17 protein-coding genes are annotated in these 19,379 nt (G+C 36.0%); all 17 read right to left on the bottom strand.

Going from position 1 to position 19,379, the window contains the following annotated elements:
* Positions 1–53: 53 nt before the first annotated feature.
* Positions 54–1,187 (bottom strand): O-antigen ligase, encoded by a 1,134-nt coding sequence (locus Q4597_RS03285; RefSeq protein ID WP_303404722.1) that lies wholly within the window; start codon positions 1,185–1,187, stop codon positions 54–56.
* Positions 1,184–2,269, bottom strand: a complete 1,086-nt coding sequence (locus Q4597_RS03280) for a glycosyltransferase (RefSeq protein ID WP_303397220.1) — start codon at positions 2,267–2,269, stop codon at positions 1,184–1,186. The genes Q4597_RS03285 and Q4597_RS03280 overlap by 4 nt, the downstream gene beginning before the upstream one ends.
* The gene (locus Q4597_RS03275; RefSeq protein WP_303404721.1) at positions 2,266–3,366 is read right to left on the bottom strand and encodes a glycosyltransferase; all 1,101 of its coding nucleotides are present in this window, start codon (positions 3,364–3,366) and stop codon (positions 2,266–2,268) included. The genes Q4597_RS03280 and Q4597_RS03275 overlap by 4 nt, the downstream gene beginning before the upstream one ends.
* On the bottom strand, positions 3,363–4,394 hold the full coding sequence (locus Q4597_RS03270) for an EpsG family protein (protein ID WP_303404720.1): 1,032 nt from the start codon (positions 4,392–4,394) through the stop codon (positions 3,363–3,365). The genes Q4597_RS03275 and Q4597_RS03270 overlap by 4 nt, the downstream gene beginning before the upstream one ends.
* A 12-nt stretch (positions 4,395–4,406) precedes the next feature.
* Positions 4,407–5,492, bottom strand: a complete 1,086-nt coding sequence (locus Q4597_RS03265; RefSeq protein WP_303404719.1) for a glycosyltransferase — start codon at positions 5,490–5,492, stop codon at positions 4,407–4,409.
* Positions 5,493–5,508: 16 nt separating this feature from the next.
* Entirely contained in the window at positions 5,509–7,716 is a 2,208-nt protein-coding gene (locus tag Q4597_RS03260; protein ID WP_303404718.1) for an ATP-grasp fold amidoligase family protein, read from the bottom strand.
* A 73-nt stretch (positions 7,717–7,789) separates the two neighbouring features.
* Entirely contained in the window at positions 7,790–8,566 is a 777-nt protein-coding gene (gene rfbD / locus Q4597_RS03255) for a dTDP-4-dehydrorhamnose reductase (RefSeq protein ID WP_303404717.1), read from the bottom strand.
* On the bottom strand, positions 8,563–9,108 hold the full coding sequence (gene rfbC, locus Q4597_RS03250) for a dTDP-4-dehydrorhamnose 3,5-epimerase (RefSeq protein WP_303404716.1): 546 nt from the start codon (positions 9,106–9,108) through the stop codon (positions 8,563–8,565). The genes rfbD and rfbC overlap by 4 nt, the downstream gene beginning before the upstream one ends.
* An 18-nt stretch (positions 9,109–9,126) precedes the next feature.
* Positions 9,127–9,981, bottom strand: coding sequence for a glucose-1-phosphate thymidylyltransferase RfbA (gene rfbA / locus Q4597_RS03245; protein ID WP_303404715.1), 855 nt, complete (start codon positions 9,979–9,981; stop codon positions 9,127–9,129).
* 3 nt (positions 9,982–9,984) lie between these two features.
* The gene (gene rfbB, locus Q4597_RS03240) at positions 9,985–11,007 is read right to left on the bottom strand and encodes a dTDP-glucose 4,6-dehydratase (protein ID WP_303404714.1); all 1,023 of its coding nucleotides are present in this window, start codon (positions 11,005–11,007) and stop codon (positions 9,985–9,987) included.
* Between the two features lie 11 nt (positions 11,008–11,018).
* Complete coding sequence (locus Q4597_RS03235; RefSeq protein WP_303404713.1) at positions 11,019–12,023, bottom strand: hypothetical protein; 1,005 nt, start codon at positions 12,021–12,023, stop codon at positions 11,019–11,021.
* Between the two features lie 4 nt (positions 12,024–12,027).
* Positions 12,028–13,713 carry a DUF6909 family protein gene (locus Q4597_RS03230; protein ID WP_303404712.1) on the bottom strand — a complete coding sequence of 562 codons (1,686 nt, stop codon included), beginning with the start codon at positions 13,711–13,713 and terminating at the stop codon, positions 12,028–12,030.
* 244 nt (positions 13,714–13,957) lie between these two features.
* Positions 13,958–15,007, bottom strand: coding sequence for a non-hydrolyzing UDP-N-acetylglucosamine 2-epimerase (wecB, locus tag Q4597_RS03225; RefSeq protein WP_303404711.1), 1,050 nt, complete (start codon positions 15,005–15,007; stop codon positions 13,958–13,960).
* 14 nt (positions 15,008–15,021) lie between these two features.
* Entirely contained in the window at positions 15,022–15,960 is a 939-nt protein-coding gene (locus Q4597_RS03220; RefSeq protein ID WP_303404710.1) for a Gfo/Idh/MocA family protein, read from the bottom strand.
* A gap of 206 nt (positions 15,961–16,166) precedes the next feature.
* Positions 16,167–16,748: an acyltransferase gene (locus Q4597_RS03215; protein ID WP_303404709.1), complete on the bottom strand. Its 582-nt coding sequence runs from the start codon at positions 16,746–16,748 to the stop codon at positions 16,167–16,169.
* A gap of 95 nt (positions 16,749–16,843) precedes the next feature.
* Positions 16,844–18,340, bottom strand: coding sequence for a GH3 auxin-responsive promoter family protein (locus Q4597_RS03210; RefSeq protein ID WP_303404708.1), 1,497 nt, complete (start codon positions 18,338–18,340; stop codon positions 16,844–16,846).
* Positions 18,341–18,383: 43 nt separating this feature from the next.
* The gene (locus Q4597_RS03205; protein WP_303404707.1) at positions 18,384–19,250 is read right to left on the bottom strand and encodes a M23 family metallopeptidase; all 867 of its coding nucleotides are present in this window, start codon (positions 19,248–19,250) and stop codon (positions 18,384–18,386) included.
* Positions 19,251–19,379 lie beyond the last annotated feature (129 nt).

The following is a 19,379-nucleotide window of genomic DNA, read 5'->3' as shown; positions in this document are numbered from 1 at the left end:
TAATTATTAGACTAAATACTTATAAGTGGTCAGAAATTTACGCTCGTACAAAATTAACTAGATCTAGACCGATTAACATTCACAAAAAAGACCGATAAAAATACAAACAAAAAAAGACCTCTTTGTAAATAAATAAAATCTTCAATAAAACAAATGGTCAACACCAAAATCAAAAAGTACTTAAAAATCCGGTCATTCGATTTTGTTGCATAATAGAGGATATAACCGAATAAAAACAACAATATTACAAGGCCAATAAGTCCATTGGAAAGGGTTTCTTTTAAGAAAACATTATGCGGTATAAGCGCCGTAATCTCGCCATTAATACTTACCATGAACCCCGTAATATTCTTTTCGCCAACTCCAAACAAAAAATTTTCCCCTATAAGTTCTACGGACTTCTTAAAAAATACGGTTCGATCGTAAAACGATTTTTTCATAGAAACAAGAATCCATTCCTTGATTAAGAAGAAACAAACCGCTATGCTGACGAAAAACGGAATAACCAAGGGTTTATATTTAACCAATAGTAAAAGAGTGTTCAATACCAAAAACAAAACCATGGTAAGCTTAGATCCTAAGAAAAAAATAGCGGTCAATTGTAAAATAAACACAAATGATAAGATTAACCTTTTTTTTAGGTTTGGTAGATTGAATATTAAATTGGCAACAAACACCGAAGACAAAACAATATACGCTCCGATATAAGTTCTGTGGTATGTCCCGGGAAAGTTGTTTTCTATTGCCCAAAACAAATACCTGTCGATTTGTACTGTGTATCTCGGGTGGGTATATATAAAATAGCCATAAAACAAAATACAAAATACAATGTATGCCAATACACCTAAGGAGAACACCGTTAGAATTGAATTTTGTGCCGTTTTCAACTTTTCCTTAACACCAATATTATAGACTAATAAAGGCAATATTGCACAAGTTATTTTTACCTCGTTTATGATAGTGTTTTCGGCAAAACTTCTTCCTGAAAGTACAAGCGCAATCAAATCTGAAAGAAAGAACAATAAGAATGCTATGGTAAGTCCATCAACCCTGATTGGCTTTTTGATCAACATGAGACAGTTGATTATTAGAACGGCCATTGCCAACGACGACACGATTAAAGGCAACGGCAATGGCAGAACAAAAGCAAAAACATAAAACCCAAAAAAGTCTTTATCCAACTTCATAATTCATTATATAAAGCCCTAAGGTCCGCCATAATTTTTATATTGGAAAAGTAAGACTGGACCCTTTTAACAGCATTGTGCCCCATACTTTCGACCAAATCTGTATCGGAAGACAACCGATCTATCGCAATGGCCAGTTCATCGGCATTTGATGGTTCTACCGTAATACCAGTTATATTATTTAAACTTACGAAAGGCACACCCGTCGGCAAATTTGTATTAATAACCGGTTTCCCATAAACCATTGCCTCTAACTGTATAATACCAAATGCTTCACTAGCAGCAATGGAGGGAAAAACGAAAAAGAAACAATTCTTTAAAAAATTTTGCTTTTCTTCTTCATCTACAAACTCATTAATGAATCTAATATTTTTACTCGTTTTCTTTTGTGTACTTACGATTAAATCAACAATACCCTTGTCGCCATCACCAACGATAACCAACTCTCTATCAGTTTTGGCCTTGAGAAAAGCTTCTAAAAGCGTATTGATTCCCTTATAGTAAGAGAGTCTTCCCAAGTATAGGATATAGTCCCCTGTCTTTGCCGTAACGGTTTCAAAATCGAAATCAATACCCAAGGGCAATATTTTTACTTTATCCCGATACGCATGTAATACGGAAGAAAAATCGAGAAGATCAGGGGATGTTGTAGTTATAACCGTAGCCTTTTTACAGAGTAAGGATTGAAAATACTCAACTATTTTTTTTAAGGCCTTTTGCTTAATTATATCGCTATGCCATGTTACTACAATCTTTCTTTTTTTGCTGATAAACAATGACAGCAAAGAGGCAAGTGGAAAAGGTTCGTGAAAGTGAAAGATCTCAAATTCTTTATAAAGTCTGAAAAAATGGAAATAGAAGGAAAAAGAAATAGGCATGGACATAAAAGTCCCCAATGATGAACACCTTAAGACTTCTACCCCGTCTATAGTTTCTTCAACAGTTTTAAAACTAAAGTCCTTATGCACACAAAGAACTTTGACAGAGTGTTCAGTGTTAACGGCATGGGCGTATTGTTTCACTACCGTTTCTACACCTCCAATATCAGGGAAGAAATATTTATTTATTTGTAAAATTTTCAATCCTTTCTCGAGTATAAATACATTAATTTACTAACGTTTGAACTAATGGAATACATCTTCATCTGCCTTAAATTATTCGCGATGATTTCGGATTGTTGTTGAGAGCCAAACCGGCCAATAGCTTGTTTAAGTTGATTTACAAGTTCTGCAGTATCTCCTTTTGGAAATAAATACCCCGTTTTGCCTTCTACAATTAAATCGATATTACCAATGCAGTCCGTAGCTAACACTAATACTTCGCTCAAGCCTGCCTCGATTATAGACGTGGGCAAACCTTCGGAAAGCGACGTGGACAAATATAAGTCAAAATTATGGACATAGTCGCCCGCACCTTCTATATCTCCCCACAAGTAGATACGGTCTTTACAAGATAAGCCCGCAATGATTTTATCAATCCTATCTTTATAAAACTGGTCTACGCTCAAATAGCCTCCCATTATATGGAGGGACACCTCGGTGTCATTCAACAACTCCAGCCCCTTGACCATGGTCTCAATATCTTTAACCTCAGCTATTCTAGACAAGGTTACGATATTGAGTTTATATTTATCGACCTCACACCGCATCTCTGGCGGTAATGGCCTAGGGCTAATTTCCACCCCATTTCCTATCACCTCAACCTTTTCAGCTTTGACCTGTGTCGTTTTTAAAAATAACTCTCTCTCAGAGTGGCTGACGGCAATGGCCTTTGTGTATATGTGAGAAAATAAACGCTCAAAATAAACATAAAATTTATGTTTAATACCCGCATATTTGATGTGAAAGCCCCTAAACGTATAAAAAACTCTTTTTCTGTAAAACACATATATTAAAAACGCATATACAGCCCCACCTTTACCATTGGCATGAACAATATCGGGATTTATCTTTTTAACAATGCGCAACAGCTCAATAAATGATTTCCACTTTAAGCTGGTTAAATCGACATCGAAGCTATCATCCGTATTTTCTAAATAGTCGGCAAACAATCGATTATCAACCTTTAATGCCGCGGCGTAGTTAATAATCTGATCGTTGCTGCCCTTGATGAATCGAAGCACGTTAACTGGAGCTCCCCCAATTTTATATGCAGGAAATAAGTGTAATACCTTTTTCATTGAAAAAATTCCAAATTTGCGTTATAGTATTTAAAGTTTTTGAGGGCCAACATTATGGCAGCAAGGAGGAAAAACACAATTCTAGTTCCTAGTTTACTATTCTTGAGCAAGTATGCCAATAGAACACCCTCTATTGCAATGAAGTAATAAGTAATTCTTATCATGTATGAAAAACTATTGAGAAAGAAATTCATTGCAACCCCAATAATGAATAAATTGAGCAAAAAGGAATAGGTCTGATTGTTAATTCGTTTTCTTTCAATAATAAAAACTACAGAAATAAAAACATACCATAATTGAATGGGGGAAAACCCTACCCTCTCCATTTTTGAAGCATAGTTCAATAACTTGGAAAAAATAAATTGGCCCCAAAAAAAAGCGTACTTAACACTAAATTGAAAAACATCTACGAGTGAAATGAACACAAATAAAAAGGATATCCCCAAAATCAGCAACAACCTTTTTCTTGAAATCTTGAAATCAAAGAGCCACCATGCCGGCAACAATATTATAGAAGAAACATGAAATGTTGCCGCTAAAATTATAGAAGAAAAAAACCATAGTCGTTTCCTTTTAATTATAAAGTGTAAAGAAAGAAGACCTACGCCTAACGCTAAGGCCTGTCTTATTTGATTTGCCTCCAAAGACAAAAAATAAGTGCCAAATAAAACAAAGGCACTAACAAGAGGCAAAGGAGAAAGTTTATCCATTGCCTTTAATTTCAGCCCCACCGACAATACAGCAATACAAAGAAAATAAAAAACCTCGCTGTTTTTAATCCATTTAATAAGTGTTGAAAGATATAGAAAACCAATATCTAATCCCTCATATCCTTCTTCCTTATACCCTATATCATTGAAAAAAGTTAGATAGTTTTCTGTATCTACGCCATCGCTACCCCTAAATGCCAACACGGCTATCAGAGCCAAAAACAGAGAGAACAACAATAAACTTATTCGCTTATTTAGTAATACCTGTAAAAGTGAGGTTGCTAATGAATAGAGGTAAAGAACGAGGTAATATGTCATTATTACAACTAGTTATATGTTGAGTATAAGCATTTCATACTTTTTGACAATTGCGGCTATTCCATACATTTGGTTTATTTCTTTACTCAAACAACCTTTAGGTAAATCTCTTGACAGAATCTCTTCACATGTACTTTCAAAAACATCACTCTTTTTCAAATCAATTATTTTACCCAAAATCGGTTTATTAAGGATTTCATCTATACCGCCTTTATACGAGTTAGCTATAACAGGTACATCGCATGTCAAAGCCTCTAAGACCACATTGGGAAAGCCTTCAAACCTTGAGCTGGATATGAATATCGACGACTGTGCAATATACTCGTAAGGATTGGGCTTAAACCCGATAAACGAAACATTTTTGTCTACATTCTCCTTTATTGCCAATTTGTTCAATTCATCTAAAAGTTTACCCCTTCCTAAAATAGTGATATGATATTTGTTCTTATTATGAAATCGGGCAAATGATTTTAAAAGAATATCGTATCCCTTTTGATGCGTCAAGCTTCCTACGGATATTAGGTTTATTTTATCTTTCGGAAGTAATGCATTCGCCGTATCTTTTGCTTTAACAATACTATCCAAATCCACAGGGTTATTAATCTTAACGATTTGATTTTCCTTGAAGTTTTTGACGACTTTTTTTAAATCGACCTCCATATCATTACTTTGTACGACAACTTTATCGAAGTTTTTATAAAAGTACCGATACAACAATAGTGTTATTTTATTGTGATTGCTCATACTTACGATATTCGACTCCCTTCCAATGAGTTTAACTTTCTTAGGTATAACAAATGAAATCGCCGACAATATGGCGTTTAAATGGCCTAAAGTAGATATCACCACATCTGGCTTAACCTTTCTAAGATATTTTACAATAGGTAAAATGGAATAACGCACTCTTGAAACCCCAAGGTCGTGAATCTGAAAGCTTGGATTGCTACCAATATGCGATAAAAACTCACCTTCTTTTTTAAGAAGACATAAGGTCACATCAAACTTATTTTTATCTAAATGCTTACATAGATTCAGAAACACCCTTTCAGACCCTCCTCCCCATAATGAAGGCAGTAAAAACACTACACTTCTTTTCATATAACTTTTAATTGGTCTATTTTTTTTTTGGCAATGTTACCAATTCACCAAGTTTATAATCCCATTCTTTCGGAACGATTGGTCTGAACCCAGAGTCATGATTAAATGTTAATTCACCAAAAAAAATTTTCTCATCATTCAAGGAATAAAAATCAACTCTTACATATGGAAACGGCTTACTTAGAATTTCTGCAAAACTCAACATTCTATCAAGTGTCAAAGGTTTTAGAACCATTTTTGAATTTGGCAAGGTTTCCTTTCCGCTTTTAAGCTTTGTTGACCAATGAAATTTGGCCCTATTCCAGTTTTTGTCATACCAATTTCTTGAATGACGGTCCGTTCCTCTATCAAAGTCTAATTGTATATACTCAGGCCTACCATGAAAACAATGTATTTTAACGTCTTCAGGAATCTTTCCCTCCTTCGTTTGCAATAGGCGTTCAACCAATATTTTTGGAGGTATATTCTTATACTGCCACTCTTTCGATTTATAATAAAAATTTGTTTTCAAACTCTTAGCGAAAAATTTCCTGAGTTCCTCCCAATCCTTGACCTTGTCTTTATCTTTTATTATTTTATAACTACCTGAATCGTGGTTAGTCTTAATTATAAAAGGGCCACTCGGTAGTTTGTCATACGCAATATCGTTAACATTTGTAGTTACCATTAACAGCGGAACCAAATATTCTTCACCAATTTCTTCCGACACATAATCCCTAACCTCTATTTTGTCGGCACAGGTTGTATGCAAGGGGGTTCTATTATATAACTTAAGCCACTGAATCTTTTCGTTTAAAGTTTGGGGATTCTTGAGGTTTAATTTTTCCCCCATTCTTCTCTTAAACCTACTCTTAGTGAATACAATCTCATTTACTAAGTAATGTCTATAGAGATCATACAAATAAACAAATGGTTTTATTAAAAAACTATATGGCCCGTTGCCATAATAATACTTGCCCAAATTTTTTCTAACATTCATAGATAAAAGATTATATTTTTCTGCCAAATAGTACCTGTATGCAAATTCAAAAACATAAACTATAAATACAACAAGAACAATATACTTAAAAGTTATATGACCAAGAAAAAACAGTACTAAAATTAGAACCACGTACAAAACCGATGACCATACCATAGAATTAAACAAGAGCTTAAATCTATCAAATACGATAAAACAATTTCTCGCCAAAAATACAGAAGCGGTTAGAAACAGAGAGCTAAACAAAAACAATCGAATGGCCCCTTCATTGATAATTTCATCAATATTCAAAAAATTAAAAATATCATATAAAAAGTACTGGGTGAGCAATACTGCAGCCAATACGAGCAAAATGCTGTATAACGCTACCTTCTTCACAAAAGACATATTCAATTCTTTTGCCACTTTTGGGTATATAGCTCCATTAATCGCGTCTATAGGCTGGGTCATGAGAGAAACCAATTTGATAGAAATGTCATATAGGGCAACTTCCGACATGCCTAAGAAGTACCCTACAATAAACACATTGAACCTATCTTTAACCGAAATAACCAAAGAGGATGCAAAAAGATAAAAACTATTTTTTATATAGTGATAATAGTAGCTTATCCCATAAATTTTAAAAGACACCTTCTTATGCCTCAGCATTATAGCAAGGCCTATAATCCCTCCCACAAAAGCCCCTATTCCAAAAAATAAAGGCACAAACAAATAGTCTGTGCTGCTCTTAATTGTCGTAAACATCAATGCGACGAAAAATATTTTTACAGAAACATTGATTATTACAATGTATTTCATTTTCTCGATACCTTGAAAAAACCATTTTGGAAACAGAATGAAGTTAAAATTCAAAGCGTAAAACAGAAGATATAGTGTTTCATCTCCCTTGAAGAACGGAACGTTAATAACAACTAGGGCATATAAAGCAAAAACAACAACACCCAAAACGATTCTTATAGGTACTATACAAGAAACAATTTCTGAGAGCTTATCAACATTGTCCCTGTAAATGGAAATCTCCTTGGTTGCGTATCGATCGAAGCCGAAATCAACAAATAATGAAAGATAGAGGGCCAAAGACTGCGCCAAAACTATTTTTCCCCAAAGTTCCAATCCAAATAAATCAATGAGGAAAGGATAGATTATAACTGGAAAGAAAACATTAAAAACCTGAAGTACAGTTAGGTATGAAAAATTCTGAACAATATTACTATATTTCCTTAAGAGGAATCTGAAATTTTTCATTAATTAAAAATCTATAATACTAATCAACACTAGGGGGCTATTCTTGATGAACAAATTTTATTCTTTAAAACTTTTACCCCAAAACACTGTTTGAAGGTCTTCTCGCACCCCCAAAGCTCTTCTTCTTATCAAGAACCCTAACCTCGCAATCGAGACCTTCGTTTCTAATTATTATTTTTGCAAAATCAAACCAAGTCATCGCCTCATTGTCCGTAAAATGTAGGATACCAAAGGGCGTAGTATTTTGATCAATCAAATTTAGGACATAAACAGCCAAATTACTCGCATTTGTTGGACAACCTTTTTGTGTATCGGTTACGCGAAGAATTTCACCTGCCTTTGCCTTTTCTATAATCCGTTTATAAAAGTTCTTTCCATAGCTTTTGTGATATAACCATGACGTGCGAACAATATAAAAACTATTTAATGTTTCTTGAATAATCAGTTCTCCCTTTAGCTTAGATTTACCATATACATTGATGGGGTTGGGTTTATCGCCAACGGTATAGGGTTGGGTTTTATCTCCATCAAAAACATAATCGGTAGATATATGCACCAATATCACCTTATTTTCCTTACAAGCCAAAGCCAAATTTTTAACACCTTTGGCATTTATCTTATCTGCTAATTCCGGGTTTATTTCAGCCTGATCCACATTGGTGTAAGCAGCGCAATTAATGCAGTAATCATATGTTGATGAACTAAACTCTTTGTTCACGTCCAACGGGTTACTGATATCTAATTGACTCTTATCCTTAAAGGTGAAATCCAAATCAGGATAATTAACGACAAAATCGGAAATACTTTTCCCCAACTGCCCCTTGGCCCCGGTAACAAGTACGGACTTCATTTAAAAAATTCTTTAAAGGTAGGAAGTAACTTATCTTTTTCGGAAATCATAGGCGACTCTACCGGGCTCTCCCAATCAATTTTTAGATCCTCGTCGTTATAGATTATACCACTTTCGGAAGCTACGTTGTAAAAAGCATCGCACTTATACATAAAGGTGGCCTCTTCGCTCAAGGTCAAAAAACCATGGGCCATACCTTTTGGTATAAAAATAGAAGTTCTATTTTCACTTGACAATATTTGCTTAAAATGCTGTCCGAAAGTAGGACTTTCAGGCCTTAAGTCAACTACCACATCCAATACTTCCCCATGGACTACCTGAACCAATTTGGCCTGGGCATGAAGCCCTGTCTGCAAATGAAGTCCTCTTAGTACCTCTTTTTTCGATACCGAGATATTATCTTGGACAAAGTGGACTTCTTTCCCGATAGCGCTTTCGAATTTTTTTTGTTGATACGATTCAAAAAAGAGACCTCTCTCATCTCTAAATAATCTCGGTTGTATGATAAAACAGCCTTTTAAACTGGTTTCCGTTATTTTCATATTGCGGTTTTCCGTCGATTATAACTCTAGCAAATAGATACCATAACCACTTTTTACCAGCGGTTTGGCCAATTTATGTAGTTGTTCCCGAGAAATATATCCCATCGTATAGGCCACCTCTTCAATGGCTCCCACCTTTAGTCCCTGACGCTCTTCAATAACCTCAACAAATTGCGAGGCCTGCATAAGGGAACTGAAGGTTCCGGTATCTAACCAGGCCGTACCGCGATCTAAGATACTCACTGTCAATTTCTCCTTAGCGAGATACTCTTTATTGATATCGGTAATTTCCAATTCGCCCCTAGGGCTGGGTTTAATGCGCTTTGCTATTTCCAACACCTCATTATCATAGAAGTAGATGCCTGGAACCGCATAATTAGATTTAGGGTTCTGGGGTTTTTCCTCTATGGAAATTGCCTTTCCGTCCTTATCAAACTCCACTACACCGTAGCGCTTCGGGTCTTGTACGTGATAGCCATAAATAATACCTCCATCAGGGTCGTTGTTCGCCTGGAGTAGCTTTGCAAGACCGGAGCCATAAAATATATTATCGCCTAAAATAAGGGCAACTTTATCGTTTCCTATAAAATCCGCTCCGATAATGAAAGCTTCTGCCAATCCGTTCGGGTTCTCTTGTTCGGCAAATTGAAAATTACAGCCCAATTGACTTCCGTCTCCCAATAATTTTTGAAAAAGGCCAATATCCTGTGGGGTCGTTATGATCAAAATTTCTTGAATACCAGCGGACAAAAGGGTGGCCAATGGGTAATATATCATCGGCTTGTCGTAAATGGGCATAAGCTGCTTGCTTACGGCCAATGTAAGGGGATGTAAACGCGTTCCTGATCCTCCTGCTAAAATGATACCCTTCATACGCTAAACCTTCTGATATTTGTTTATATACCACATAACCGTATCTCGTAATCCAGAATCAAAATCCGATTGGGGTTTCCAACCAAGTTCCGTCTTGATTTTGGTGGCATCAATGGCATACCTGAAGTCATGGCCCAAACGATCTTTTACAAAAGCTATTTGATTTATGAAACTTCCGTTCTTTTTAGGGAGAATGTCATTTAAAATACCACATATTTTTTGAGCCATGGAAATATTATTATACTCATTATTACCCCCAATAACATAGGTTTCTCCTGCACGTCCATTAGTAAATACATCATTTATTCCTGAACAATGGTCCTGTACATACAGCCAGTCCCTAATATTCTTTCCATCTCCATAAATAGGGATTTCCTCTCCGGCTAATGCCTTTCGTATAATGGTAGGAATCAATTTTTCATCATGCTGCTTAGGCCCGAAATTATTGGAGCAGTTACTCGTTACCACATTAAGTCCATACGTATGATAATAACTTCTTACTAAAAAATCAGATGAAGCTTTTGAGGCGCTATAAGGACTATTGGGAGCGTATGGCGTATTTTCATCAAAAAAACCAGATTCCCCTAAACTACCATATACCTCATCGGTAGAAATATGGTGAAAACGAGATGTTTCAAAGCCAGTCTTTGCTGCATTACCCTCATCTAACCAACTTTTTCGCGCCGCTTCTAGTAACGTAAAAGTTCCGTTAACATTAGTCTGTATAAAGGCTTCAGGGCCTGCTATAGAATTGTCTACGTGAGATTCCGCCGCAAAATGTATAACATCCGTAATTCGGTTTTCACTGAAAATCGACCTTACCAAACTGACATCACAAATATCACCCTTTATAAATGTATACCGTTCGTTATTTTCAACTTCGGCTAGATGATTTAAATTTCCAGCATAGGTGAGCTTATCTAGATTCACCACAGAAATTTCTTGATGCTCATCCAGAAAAAACGGAATGAAATTGCTTCCTATAAAACCTACACCACCTGTTACAAGAATAGTTCTACTGGACATTTTATATTTTTCTAAAGCTCCAATTGTTGTGCTTTATGATTCAAGAACCGAATAAAGGATATCACAAAAAACATAACTACTAAAGCCGTGGGAATTAAGAAGAATTTATTATTGAAAAAAGGCTTTTTAAAAACTTGAGGACTACCCATGTTAATTACACTTAGAATTTCGTTCTGTTCTGTTAGCTCAGATTTCTTTTCCTCAATTTCTTTTAAAAAACGGTTCTTAAGAGAAAGCAAACTAGAAATATTAAGCGCACTTTCATTCTCCATATATATAGAACCTTGGGGTCTCACCACAGTATCACCTAACAAAGTCTTCGTATAATTATCTATTAAGTTATCAATTTGAGCAATTAGCAATGTATTTTTGTTAATTCGCAGTTGAGCGTTTTCCCTATAGGTTTTTATTATCTTATTAAAATATGCATTGCCATTGATATAATTCAGTAATTTTTCAGCTATTACGTTCCCTTTTTTTGCTTCTATATACGTAAATGTAATGCGGTGTGCAATAACACTTTTCTTGGTTAACTCCGATCGGATAATATCAACTACAAAACTTTCTTCTTTAAAGTCTTGAAGTAACTTTAGATATTCCAATTCCTGTTCAGCCTCATCCTTTGATTCCGCTATATCCGAAATAGGTTGAATATCAACCCTAAACCCTTTTAAATCCTCTACAGAAATTCCTATTTTTTGAAAAAAAGCTGTATCCTGACTAAAAATGTTCGATTGAATTTCTACGATAACGTCGTATACATAATCCTTACTTTCAAAATTGGGTCTTACAATAGCCTCTGTTTTCAACTTTTTATTAATGAAAGAACTTAAAACAAAGCTAATGATTATACCTAGCGCAATGAGACCTATCAATATAAGTGCATTTTTCTTTAGATATAAGAACACGCGTAAAAAAGCGATGCCTATTCGGTTAAACCCATTGGCAATCATTTTAAACAACTGCCCCAAGTCAATCTCATCTGAGGTAGAAGCGCTATTTGGTTTGTCTGACATTAATTTATGAATTAAAAATTTGTTCCAATATTTTTTCAGTAATAAGATACGTAGGTTTGACCCCGGTTGTACCCAAACCTCCGGATGCCAAAGTACTACCAGTTTCCAAAGGGTTATCAGAAGCATAATACGCGTATCTGACCTTTATATCCTCTCGTACACTCTTTCGTATCTTGGAAGCCGACTGTACCGCTTTCTGGTAATGTACACCTTCCATCTCAAGACCAACAACATTCCAGGTAGATTGGTGGAAAAATTTTAGTATATCCTTGTTTTGTAACGATGTTCCCAATACAGTGACCATAGTTCCCTCAAATACTTTCAGCCCATGTCCTTTAAAGTCCTCTGCACATAACTCGTTCTTAAACGGATAGTTATCTGCAGTGCCTTCAAAAATATGTGCGGACGGAATCATTAAATCACCTTTGCCACCTTCTAAAATGCCTGCTTTTCCCATTATAGAAATTGATGCAACATCTAAAAACACAAGTTCTTCTCCGGTACCTTTATAAGGTTTTAACAATTCATCTATGGTTTCATAGGCCTGTTCGCCAAATGCATAATCCATTACAAAAATGACCGGCTTTTCTTCATCTGCCAAATCTTTTGGCAAATCATAACAACAAGCATCAGAACTCATTTTAGCCGTATCAAATAATTGTACGTCAATGTTTGTTCCCGAAAGATCATCAATGGCAATCATTCCGTTTTTAGCCGCAACCTTTGTTACTTTTGAACGCAATTCCTCGTTCAATGAAGAGCTTAACGCCTCGTATATCTTTAATGATTCCTTACCGGAAAATTCTTTAGTTAATGCATTCTTGGCAAAAAGAGAATTCATAACACTATGCATATTGGCACTAATGATATGGATTGGGCGGTTCAAAAGTCCGTTTTTCTTCAACACTTCTTTTATGGTATCTGCCCAACGCTCTCCATGTATATGGTGCCCCAAACGCTCCCGTAACAAAGCACTAAAGGTAATGGCCCTTTTATCTCCCGTAATCTCTTCTTCAATAGCTAGTTTACCTAACCAATAAACGATTTCTAAAAATCGGTCCGGTTGGTCATCAGTAGAAAATTGCTGATGTACAGCTATTATCTCAATAAAGGAACGTCCTAAAATATTGGCGGTATGAATAACGGCAACCTCTCTTTCCGCAAGGGTCAACTCTTCTTTTTTGACCGCTTCTTCTAATTTTACCCAGTCTCGAATAGTTCTATTGGAGTCCTCTATTAAAACCCTCTTACAAATTTTTTCGGACTCAATAAACAAGAACGTTAAATGTGTAAGAATATCATAGATATCGGAACGCCCCCGCGTAATTTCAATATTCATTTGCTCATCGTCTATCCGATAGCAGTTTCTACGACGTTTTGGAGGAACAATGGGGTCAAAATGTGATTTTCCATACCCCTCATCCGAGGTTAAATTAATGAAACGGCACTGTTCTATACCTTTTGGCAAACGTTCCAAAACATATATGAGCCCGCTCAGTTCTGCCTTTTCCTCTGCAATAGAGCCATAAATTTCAGGCCTTAGTTGAAGTAATGCATTTTTTAAAGCTTCTCCTGATACACCGGTAGGTTTATAAAACCCGCGGTTAAAAAGGTGCCTCATTGTAATATATAAGCGCTCAATAGCATTTGTAGACTCTTGAGCCCGTGTTGTGGTCATATTATTTCCCATAAACAAATTTCAATCAAAATTACGATAATTTTTTTGGTAGTAACGAATATGATTTCTCTACACTTAAATAGAATTTATTCTGTTCATAAAAAAGCATGAGCAAGCCACTAAAGGTTGCATATAAGTCCAAGTACACATTAAAACTATATGTTTAGCAGCCAAGAAACAAATAACTAAGTTTCTTTGATCAAATTAGGAAATAGAAATTTTACAAATCCGAAGGTAAGTGAAAAATAGCTGGGGGCTATTTTAAAAAATGTATAATTTTATCGACCATTTCAGAAGCACTTTTACCATGTCCGTATAAGGTTTTATCCCAACCTACTGGCACATTTTGAAGTTCTTTACCTAATCCAGATAAATCGTCAAATAGAAGAATGTTGGCACTGTTATTTAGCGTCTCTTTCCATTCTGTTTCTTTTCGAATAGTTACACACTTCTTTTTGAGCCAATAAGCCTCTTTTTGCATACCTCCGCTATCAGTAATAAGTCCGGCAGAACATTGTAAATAAGCTAAATTCGAAAAATAAGATTGTGGTTCGATAAACTTAATGTTGGTATAGTCTTCAAGATTCAGGTCATAGTTATGGGCTAAATTCCTAGTTCTTGGGTGCAACGAAAAAACTACTTTTTTGCGAAGCTGATTAAGAGCTTCCAAGATATACTTTAACCTCTCTTTACCATCAGTATTATAAGGTCTATGGATAGTTGTGTAGAAAAAATCGTTTTCATTTGGTCTATGACTTTTCAATAAATCGTTGGCAATAACATATTGAACAAGATCTTTCATAATATCTCCAACTTCACTAACACCAAGTTCAACCCCTTCATTTTTAAGGTTCTGTACACCAATAGCACTAGGCACGAAAAGTAAGTCTGAAATGTGGTCTGTAAGAATTCTATTTACCTCTTCTGGCATTTTTTTGTTAAAACTTCTTAGGCCAGCCTCAATATGAAACAGGGGTATATGTAATTTAGACGCCACTAATGCTCCGGCCAATGTTGAATTTGTATCACCATAAACCACAACTCCATCGGGAGTTATATCGTTCACGATTTTTTCTATTTCAATCATCATCTTTCCCGTTTGTGCTCCATGGGCACCACTACCTATATGCAACGTATAACTGGGCTGGGTCATTTTCAATTGATTGAAAAAAACATCACTCATATTAGTATCATAATGCTGACCTGTATGAATCGTCATTAGCTCAACCTTTCCCCTACATGCCAATTCAAAGGGAAAATGCTTAATGAACTGTGGTCTAGCACCAATTATTGCTACTATTTTCATACGGTAGTGTGTACTTATTTTAGTAAAGAGTGATACTCTCCTTTTAAACCGATTGGTTTTGAATTTCGAATGTCATGAACAATTTCAATAGCTGTTCTTGCAGCACCAACTCCATATCCCTTACCAGCTAAGATATCTTCATAGACCATAGTGTGTAAGTCTGTAAAGCCGCCACTAAACTCCAATTCTTCGCCGTTTACAGTTATAGACCTGTATGTTGTCTGTCCTTTATCCTTAAGTTCTTTTGGTAAATATTGTGAGTTTATGGAAAGGAACCATTTTACACGGGCATTTTCAAACTCTAGATAACCCGCAGCATGATCGTTTTCATGAACATGTACAATATTTTCTTGAATGTCACCAAAAATCCAAGAAAGCATATCGTAAAAATGAACCCCGATATTTGTGGCAATTCCTCCTGATTTTTCTATATCACCCTTCCAAGAAGTTTGGTACCAGTGACCTCTTGAAGTAAGGTACGTAAGATCTACTTCAAACTTTGTATCTTTTTTTGCGTTCTTAACTTTTTCACGCAGAGCTATGATACTTGGGTGAACTCTTAGCTGAAGAATACAGTATATATTTTTGCCGGTTTTTTCTTCAACGTACTGTAGCTTATCTACGTTCCAAGGGTTAAGAACCAAAGGTTTTTCGCAAATGGCATTGGCTCCACTACGAAGTGCGAACCTAATATGCGCATCATGCAAATAGTTTGGAGAGCAAATACTTACATAATCCAAGTAGGTATTCTTCTCGTATTTTAGTTTTTCTATATGACGATCAAAACGCTCAAATTCAACAAAAAAGTCTGCCTCAGGAAAATAAGAGTCTATAACCCCAACACTATCTCCTTTATCAAAGGCTGTAATTAGATTGTTATTAGTGGCTTTTATAGCCTTCATATGTCTTGGGGCTATGTAGCCGGCTGCACCTATTAGCGCAAAATTTTTCATCTGTAAATAGTTATGAGTTCGAAAGTATATATTATTTTACTTTGAAAGCCGGGTATATCGTCTACCTACGGGATAAATAGATAACCCGTGTTTAACGACAACATGTGGACTGTGGTGTTGGTAGAGTTCGTATATAGCTTAACTCACTATTCAAACCAATATATGCTAAGAGGATAATTTCTTGAATAAACCTAAACTTAAAAATTCTATTTTAAGCGCAACACTTTATTATTATCCAAACTATAAATTTGACCACTTTCTAGGCAGACGGCTTCGTTATTTTTATCAAACAACAGTCTGTGACCATATTCACTTACCCAGCCTATTTGTTTGCCAGGGTTTCCCACAATCAAGGCGTAGTTAGGGACCTCTCTTGTTACAACGGTACCTGCACCAATTAAACAGTATTCCCCGAGTGTATTTCCGCAGATAATGGTAGCATTCGCCCCAACGGAGGCTCCTTTTTTCACTAGTGTTTTTTGATAATTATCGCGACGAACAATTGCACTTCGGGGATTGATGATATTAGTAAAGACCATAGAGGGCCCTAGAAACACATCGTCTTCACAAATGACACCAGTGTAGATTGAAACATTATTTTGAACTTTTACATTATTGCCTAATTTCACTTTAGGTGATATGACTACATTTTGTCCAATATTACATTTTTCTCCAATTATAGATTCCGGCATCACATGACTAAAGTGCCATATTTTAGTGCCTTCGCCAATTTTACATCCATCATCTATTACGGCCGTACTATGAGCAAAAAAAAATTCAGAAGACATAATGAGTTTTTAAATATGTTGATTTTAAAATCAAGTAAAATATAAATTATTCAATTGTTTCATAGCGAGTTAAGACTAAAAAATCAAAATGAATATTACTTCTTAAAAGAGGACAACCCATCTGCAACTTTACGGTCGTTCGCTAAGCGCTGTACCTTGTTTTGACCACCAAGTTTGCCAATAGATTTCATATAGGCATTAAAGCCCCCTTCTTTTATACTCGTGATTTTCAGGGTCTGAAGCACCTTGCCAATAATCAAATCAAAATAATAACTATTCTGCTTTTGTAAAGAAGTATCCAGAATTTCTATAAATTTTTTCATATCCGCAGGTTCCTTTTCGAACTCGATCAGCCATTCATGATAAGGCAGTTCATTATCCTTTGGTGTAATCTGTGGCGCCACGGTAAACTCATTTATGCTAGCGCCGGTCTCACGAACAGCCAACTGCATAGCTTCTTCCACTTCTTTGGCAATTACATGTTCCCCAAAGGCAGAGATAAAATGTTTGATGCGTCCCGAAACGATTACTTTATAAGGCTTCAGCGAAATAAACTGAACGGTATCTCCCAAATTGTATGCCCAAAGTCCCGCGTCTGTGGAAATGATCATTACATAGTTTACCCCTATTTCAACGTCTTTGATTGTAATACGTTTAGGGTTCTCTTCAAAAAACTCATCGGCCTTAACAAATTCATAGAATATTCCCGAGTTCAACAACAAAAGCATTCCCTTGTCCTTCTGGGAATCCTGATAGGCAAAGAAACCTTCACTAGCGGGAAACAGTTCAATACTATCAACTTTTCTACCTATTAAACCTTCAAATTTTGCTCTGTAGGGTTCATAATTGACTCCCCCATAGATAAACAACTGAAAATTTTTGAACAAGTCACCTACCTTTTTTCCCGACTTGCTTTCCAGTTTTTCAAAATACATTTGTACCCAAGAAGGTATGCCGGCTATAACGGTCATGTCCTCGTTCATGGTCTCATCCACTATCGTATTTACCTTGGTTTCCCAATCTTCAATACAATTAGTTTCCCAACTGGGCAGGCGGTTTTTTTGCAAGTAATTAGGAACATAATGAGCAGATATACCTGAAAGACGACCTAGTTTAATTCCGTTTTTCTCGGTCAGCTCAGGGCTTCCCTGTAAAAAAATCATTCTTCCGGTTACAAAATCTGCATTACCGGTTTCATCAATATAATTTAAAATCGCATTTCTAGAGGCGTTTACTTGATGCTTTATAGATGTGTCCGTAATAGGTATGTACTTTGCCCCAGAAGTTGTTCCAGAAGTTTTCGCAAAATATACCGGCTTACCGGGCCAAAGAATATTCGGTTTTCCGGCAACTACTTCTTCAACATAAGGCTTAAGGGCTTCATAATCCCTAATAGGAACATTCTTTACAAAATCTTCATGCGATTCTATTTTTCCGAACCCATGATCCACACCAAATTTGGTAGTACTGGCCTTTTCTATTAATTGACGAAACACTTTCTCCTGGGCAGCAATGGGATTGTCCCGCCATTTTGCCGTTTGCTTGGCAATGCGTTTTGCAAATATCTTGGCTCCAAGTGATTTTATGGACATATAAAAATAAAATATCAGTTATAGAGAACGGTAAGTATTGTCCTTAAAAGTCAATGTAGTCTAAGGGGTTAACAGCGTTACCATTGCTCCAGAGTTCAAAATGAAGATGTGGCCCTGTCGTAAATTCCCCAGTATTCCCGACCGAGGCAATTACTTCGCCGGCCCTAACCACTTCTCCTTGTTTTTTGTTCAACGAGCCATTGTGTTTATACACACTTATCAACCCGTCTTTATGCTCAAGGATTATAACATAACCTGTATCTGCCGTCCACTCAGCAAAAATAACCGTACCATTGGCCACGGCTTTTATAGGAGTATCCTTGGGCGCAGTAACATCTACCGCATAATGACGTTTCTCAGGATCATAATCGTTTGATATTTCACCGCTCAACGGAGGAAAGAGCTCTATTTCCGCAGCAGTTGCGCTACGTTCAAAAAGATTGTATTTGTCTTCTAAAGCAACTTCGGCCCTAAGAAGTGAATCTTCTTTTATAGGTGTCAAATCTATACTGGATGGATCTATCTTGAATTGCTCACGCAGCGAATCCAAATTAATTTCTTGAGAAGCTACGTCTCCCCGGAGCACCATGCGAATACTTTCTAAATACTTATTGGTATTATTTAACGATGCAACTAGTGAATCGGTTTTATAGGTAAGATCCGTTGCCTGTTTTTTAAGCTTGGTGCTAGAATATCCCGGTATATATTCACGTAAAGGCGTAAAAGCAATTAATAGCGTAGTAAGGGCAATTAAGCCTATAATACATAAAGAGCCGGTAACGAAAACGTTTAGACGGCTTAATTTAAACGAGATTTTCTCTTCAAATGTAGATTCATTGAGAATAACCAAACGGTACTTATGCAGTAGTTTGCGTTTAATCTCTTTTCTCTTTTTGACTTTTTTGGCCATAGAGCAAATATAAAGGATGGAATCGGATTCTTATACGGTTGTTCTAAATTAATGATTCTTGCATATACCAGCGCATTGGTAATGCCACATTTAAGAAAACCTGCCAAAATCTGTTAAAATAATCTCCTT

Source organism: Zobellia sp. 1_MG-2023 (assembly GCF_030549125.1).
GTDB lineage: Bacteria > Bacteroidota > Bacteroidia > Flavobacteriales > Flavobacteriaceae > Zobellia > Zobellia russellii.
This window is presented reverse-complemented; position numbering and strand designations above follow the sequence as displayed.